Annotated in this window: 7 protein-coding genes; 3 read left to right on the top strand and 4 right to left on the bottom strand. The window is 32.3% G+C overall.

From position 1 onward, the window contains the following. The 3 genes from AC6F8J_RS06330 to AC6F8J_RS06320 form a co-directional block, all read left to right on the top strand. The coding region (locus tag AC6F8J_RS06330; RefSeq protein WP_500721877.1) for a hypothetical protein at positions 1-235 on the top strand (235 nt) is incomplete at its 5' end. Positions 236-368: 133 nt separating this feature from the next. Next, positions 369-2,063, top strand: coding sequence for an IS1634 family transposase (locus AC6F8J_RS06325; RefSeq protein ID WP_500721875.1), 1,695 nt, complete (start codon positions 369-371; stop codon positions 2,061-2,063). A 220-nt stretch (positions 2,064-2,283) separates the two neighbouring features. Next, positions 2,284-2,418 carry a hypothetical protein gene (locus AC6F8J_RS06320; protein ID WP_500721873.1) on the top strand — a complete coding sequence of 45 codons (135 nt, stop codon included), beginning with the start codon at positions 2,284-2,286 and terminating at the stop codon, positions 2,416-2,418. A 412-nt stretch (positions 2,419-2,830) separates the two neighbouring features. Here AC6F8J_RS06320 and AC6F8J_RS06315 read toward each other — a convergent pair whose 3' ends face one another. The 4 genes from AC6F8J_RS06315 to AC6F8J_RS06300 all read right to left on the bottom strand — a co-directional run bounded on the left by AC6F8J_RS06315 (position 2,831) and on the right by AC6F8J_RS06300 (position 6,071). After that, on the bottom strand, positions 2,831-3,310 hold the full coding sequence (locus AC6F8J_RS06315) for a hypothetical protein (protein ID WP_500721872.1): 480 nt from the start codon (positions 3,308-3,310) through the stop codon (positions 2,831-2,833). Continuing rightward, a complete protein-coding gene (locus tag AC6F8J_RS06310; protein ID WP_500721870.1) occupies positions 3,310-4,485 on the bottom strand; it encodes a hypothetical protein in 1,176 nt (391 codons plus the stop codon). The genes AC6F8J_RS06315 and AC6F8J_RS06310 overlap by 1 nt, the downstream gene beginning before the upstream one ends. 475 nt (positions 4,486-4,960) lie before the next feature. Continuing rightward, positions 4,961-5,104, bottom strand: a complete 144-nt coding sequence (locus tag AC6F8J_RS06305) for a hypothetical protein (RefSeq protein ID WP_500721869.1) — start codon at positions 5,102-5,104, stop codon at positions 4,961-4,963. 55 nt (positions 5,105-5,159) lie between these two features. Further along, positions 5,160-6,071: an RNPP family C-terminal domain-containing protein gene (locus AC6F8J_RS06300; RefSeq protein WP_500721867.1), complete on the bottom strand. Its 912-nt coding sequence runs from the start codon at positions 6,069-6,071 to the stop codon at positions 5,160-5,162. Between the last annotated feature and the right edge of the window lie 273 nt (positions 6,072-6,344).

The raw sequence follows: 6,344 nt of genomic DNA, 5'->3' as shown, positions 1-6,344 counted from the left end.
ACTGATTTTAGATATGAATGAAAAACTTGACGTTAATACTAATGATATTAAAAACATTGGTTTCTCAATCCTTAGTAAAATCTATCATTCTCTTGGTATTCATACATTTATGATTAACAGAGAGCGAGGACTTTCTTCGAGTATTCCTTTAAACAATATCTTGAAATTACTGGTTTATGAACGCATTCTCTATCCCTGTTCAAAGTTTCTGAACTTCCAAATAAGGTGCAACTAAAGGGAAAAGCAAAAATGAAATTCGAATAAAAACCTTGAAAATACAGGAAAAACCTGCATTTCCTATTGCAAAAGTGCAGGTTTTTTGGTATACTCTTTTTAGTCGTAAATAAAACTAAAAAGAGGTGATGATTATGTATCTTAGTTACCTAGTGGATGTACCAGAAAATAAAGGGAAAATCACGTTTCGCAACAAAGGAAATGCAACGTATGTTTATTATGAATATGATCGAATTTATGATCCTACTAAGCAGTATACAACGGTAAAAAGGGCCACCATTGGTAAGTTGTCTGATGATGATGAAACTAAAATGAGGCCAAATGAAAACTTTAAAAAATATTTTCCAGAAGTTGATATTCCAGAAGAACGAGGGGATGATTGTCGAAGCAGTTGTCTTAAAGTGGGCGCATATATGGTCATTAACGAAACGATAAAAGAGGCAGGACTTGATAAAAAGCTTGAGGATATTTTTGGAAATAAAGCTGCTGGTATGATACTGGATTTTGCTACTTATTCACTTATTACAGAAAATAATGCTGCTCAGTATTATCCGGACTACGCTTATAACCATCCCCTTTTTACACCGGAAATGAAGGTCTACAGTGATTCAACCATTTCGGATTTTTTGCGAAATACAAGTGAAAATCAAAGACAGAGCTTTCTAGATTGTTGGAACGGGGAACGAAATCACAGGGAACGGATCTATATTTCATACGATTCGACGAATAAGAATTGCGAGGCTGGAAATATCAGTATGGTTGAGTATGGTGCGGCAAAAGTAGATACGGGCTCAGCTATATTCAATTATGCTGTAGGTTATGATCTGAATAATAGTGAGCCGTTGATGTATGAAAAATATCCAGGGAGTATTAATGATGTATCACAGTTGCAATTTATGGTTGAGAAAGTTAAGGGCTATGGCTATCGGAATATAGGTTTTATCCTTGATCGTGGATATTTCAGTAAAGATAACCTGAAATATATGGATAGTAACGGTTTTGGATTTATCATTATGGTAAAAGGATACAAGGAATTTATCAGGGAACAGGTAAGAAAATGTAAGGGAACTTTCGAGAATGATTGGATTAATCAGATCGCAGAGTTTGGTGTGTATGGTAAGACTGTTCACACATTTGTATATCCAGCCGACACGAAAAAAAGATATGTTCATATCTTTTATAGTGCAGGAAAAGCTGCTGGGGAACGCTCAAGACTGGAAGAAAACATAAGGGAAATGCAGAAATATCTTGTAAGATATCAGGATACCGAGCATAGTTTTGGACCTATGTTTCATAAATATTTTCACATGCATTATAATAAAGAGACAGGACACTTTGTTTATGGGGAACCTAATCTAAAGGTGATTCGTGAAGAACTTGATTTATGTGGATACTTTGCCATCATTTCGTCAGAAAAGATGGACGCCAAAGAGGCAATCGGATTATATAAAAATAGAGATGTATCAGAAAAAGTATTTCGGGCAGACAAATCATATTTAGGCAATAAAAGCTTGCGAGTGGCATCAGAAGAAGCTGCATCTACAAAAATATTTATCGATTTCATTGCATTGATTATTCGATGCAAAATCTATACGGCATTAAAGAACAAGGCGAAAGAGTTGATAAAAAAACCTAATTATCTTACAGTTCCGGCGGCGATTAGAGAACTAGAGAAAATAGAAATGATAAGGCAATTGGATCATGTATATCGCTTGGATCATGCAGTGACAAAGACACAAAAGGTGATACTCAGCGCGTTTAATATTGATCCGACACACGTAAAACACAAAGCGAATTATATCAGTGAAGTTTTGAAAGGAAGAAAGTAAATGTGAAGAAATATCAGTAAAGAAGGATTAGAACAAAAGATCGAAAAAGTAGAAAAAGCCATTAGTCGAAATCGAGAACAGTACGATAAGCTGACAGCAGAACTAGAAGAACTGCACCAAAAACAAAAAATGATTCAAAGCGAGGAACTACTGAAGGCAATCGCTGAAAGCCTAAGAAGCTACGAAGAAATCTTGCAATACATTGAAGGGAAAAAAGATTTTGGATGAAGGTGATCCAGAACAAAATGCGGAGAAGGTAAAAGAGGCATTGTATGATGCGTACCAAAAGAGCGAAAAATCATTGGAGGATGTTATCGAATTAATTCATAATCCAGATGTGCTTGATTATATTTAACGGTTAACAAGCACCTACAAGGGGGAGTATCGTGTCACTCGCAGGTGCTTTAGTCGTAAAATTTCTGGAAGTTAACATGTAATTACCCAAGCTTCTATGCTAATTGCAATAATATATATTGCAAACAGGGTGACTGAATTTATGAGTAATTGTTCAGTGCCATACTGGTATATTTCTTTCTCATCTTCAAGTTACCATTCATGTGGTAATTCTGTTGTTATTGGATTAACATTTTTTTCTAAAATAACTTCATTTAGTCCATTGACTTCTAATTCAATACTTAAACTCATTATGACACTTTCTTCCGCTGTACAACCACTTTACACTCCATAATTTCTCTAAATTATCAAGAAAATTATTCTGGTCTATTTCTTTTAAACATAAAAATTAAAAACACACTGCTCTCGAAGAACTAATTCATTTTTGATTCTATTTTAACCCGAGCTTGCTGACCAATATGCCACCAATATGATGAATATAATCCATGTATTAATTCCTGACGAAGAATGTTTCTATCATCAATAATTAGATTTAAGTTTTCACTGCCATTGTTCACCCAACCATAATATAAAAAATCACTATTGGAATTAACCATGATACTTAATACATTGATTCCACTATCCTGAGAATTCAAACTGCTTTGTTCAGAATAATCATATCTATAACCCATAAGGTTCTGGCGAAATACCATTGCTATAAGTATTATATTTTTATCACTGTTGTTTTCACAGAGAACAATCGCTCCTTTATCAACATAAATAATATCAACTATATTTTCATCTAGAATACCTTTGATATATAGTAGTTTTTGCAGGTCGTTATGTAAATAAGAATAGAATATTCCGTAAAAAATCACACTAACTACAAGGAATAAAATTACTGATTTTTTCATTAATTACCCGCCACCCCTTGGTTACCTCTATATATAATACGATTAATTTGTGTGCCCGCAGAATACTGATATGTTGTTACTGCAAAATCACCGGCACCATAATATGATTCACCATGCGGTCCGTTATGATATGCATTAATATGAACTTCACTATGAAGTTGATCTGCAAATGTTCTAGTACCAAAAAATGAAACAGGATATGTTTCCATTTTAGTATACGCACTACCGTATCCACCACCAGTTTTTATAATCTTAACTCTAGTTTTAGGATCAAATGAGAAAGTGAATATGCCCCAACCTAAACTCACTCCTACAGATCCAGATCCAGATGAGTAAGTTCCCGGATTAGGGCCATAATCAGCTATTATGGAATAATTCTCTCCGTTTGCCCTAAGTACAACCCCATTTGTAGAATAATTAGAACCTGTATCAATGTCAAGCTTATATTTTACATTAAATCGATATTGGCCGTTACTATTTGGATTATCATTGTCTTTATCTAATGTTATTGAAGTTGAAAGTGCCCCTCTTGGTATTGAGTATGTTTTTGCTCGAACTAAAATATTTTTCCAGTCAGCTGCTTCTGCCACTGAGGCATTTAATATTTGATCAAGCAACCCCTTATCACCCTCATAATCCATTGTAATATAATTGTATTCAGAACAATATTCAACAACCTCTATGATTTCTTCAGAAGTTATTTCTTCAGCATATAGCTCTGTATATATCTCTCTATTCTTATCATGATATATTAGAGTACCAACCATTGGATATTCAGTTAAATCAACTATCTCCACTTCCTCTGTTATTTTTTTTATTTGCTTTTCCGAATCATTTTTATAATTTTCATTATCGAACTCATTCATTTCGATGCCTAATGATTCAATGATTTCCTTTTTAATTGGTTTGTCCGAAAGAATGATGATACGTTTACCGGATTTATAGCTATTTTTTACTTCTTCGGCAACTTCTTTCTGCAAAATCTGATTTTTGTTCAATATAAGTATATCTGATTCAGATGGGTCATCTACCTTTTTTAGACTCTTATAATCTAATTTTATTGTCTCAGATAAATCTGAGACAGTTTTCTTCTCAGTTTTATCCATATGATTTAGACTTGATCCCGAAAAAATTACACACATAATTATTACTAAAGCTAAAATTCTTTTTTTCATTTTATCCTCCTGTATTCTGCACAATTTGAACATTGGTTAAAGGGTCAAAACTAAGTTTCACTAAATTCGCCTACCATATGTAGATTACGTTGATACTTTCATAACTACATATGGTAGGTGAAAGTTCAACTATATAGTTTTAACGCCTTAACCAACATTATAATAGTCATTTTTTTAATATGTGTTTCCAGCAATTTGATCTTCTATGATTTTGTAGGTGATAACTGTTTTTAACAAATATATTACGACTACTAAGTATAAGATAAACTACCAAACTAAGCACATTGCACCTAAATGGTGTATCGACATGCTACCCACCTATAACTGCTCTAATTGGTAAAAATCAAATTAGCCACAATACTGTAATTACCCAAGCTTCTATGCTAATTGCAATAATATATATTGCAAACAGGGTGACTGAATTTATGAGTAATTGTTCAGTGCCATACTGGTATATTTTTTTCTCATCTTCAAGTTACCATTCATGTGGTAATTCTGTTGTTACTGGATTAACATTTTTTTCTAAAATAACTTCATTTGGTCTATTGACTTCTAATTCAATACTTAAACTCATTTTGACAATAAGCATTGATATTAGAATACTCTTTAAAATATTCATATTATCCTCCCTTCTAAGGAAATGATAATATAAAAAACAACTTATAAAAATAGAACTATACTTCCGGTTTAAAAATATCTTCATCTAGGTCCAAATTAACTTCATCTTTGTTTGAATCCATTAAATAATTAACTTTGACACTATAGTTAAAAATTTTCAACAAGTATAGGCTCTTTTTGTAGTATATCTCATAATCCATATGCTCTAGGTTCTTCTTTGCTAATGCATAATAATGATACACATCTGGCAACAATCTATACTGCTTATTCTTTTCACAAATGGCCACACATTCTTTTGCTGCTTCTAATGACTTTTCAAATTCATGAGTATCATATTGTAACTTAATGATATTATATAGAGTCTTAATCCCAAACTCAGTATTTAGACTATTGTATTTTGTTAAGTTATCTTTAATTGCTATAAATAGTTTAAGACTAATGGATTTATAACCTGAATACGATAAATTGACACATAAAGCATTTATAATGTTAAGATCGAGTTGATCCTTGAAATATCTTAGAGACTTCTTAATTTCATCATATGAATCATTCTCTAACATTTCCAACAACATTTCTTTCGCTAACTTATGATCACCAAAAATTTCATGAATACATATGGCCTTGTAATATGTTAGTTTTTTCCCTAAAAATGATTCAAAGTGATATTTTTTTTGCACTCTCTTTATTGATTCATATAGCTCAATATAATCCCAATTATAAAAAAAATATTCAAGCTCTTGAAATTCCTTAAATAGATCTAGTCCATATTTCTGAATATCCTTGTTAACGAATAAGCTAATATCTGTCTCTAATCTATGCATGAACTGAACCACTAACTCGTATGAAACTGCACTTCTACCCGCCTCAATATTGCTTAAATGTCTTACTGAACAAATATCTTTTGCTAACAACGTTTGAGAAATTCTGCGTTCTTTACGTAAAAATCTAATAATCTGACCTTCATACATAATTCTTCCTATTTGGTGTATAAATAATCAATACACGTACCCTCTCATCATATTGATATATATTATCCCAAAAGCATTATTTTGATGCCACAAATCAAACATCCTCCATCAATTAGAAGAATATTTTATTCATTATATTTGTTTTTGCTTATGGGAAATTTTGAGCTTTTTGACACTACTTTTTTTCAATCCTATAACCCTAGAGGCCCTCACCTCTGTTCATATTATCCCATTTCTCAGTATTACTGACAAGCAAATGTGCTAAAAACACTT

This window comes from Petrocella sp., from assembly GCF_059865615.1.
This window is presented reverse-complemented; position numbering and strand designations above follow the sequence as displayed.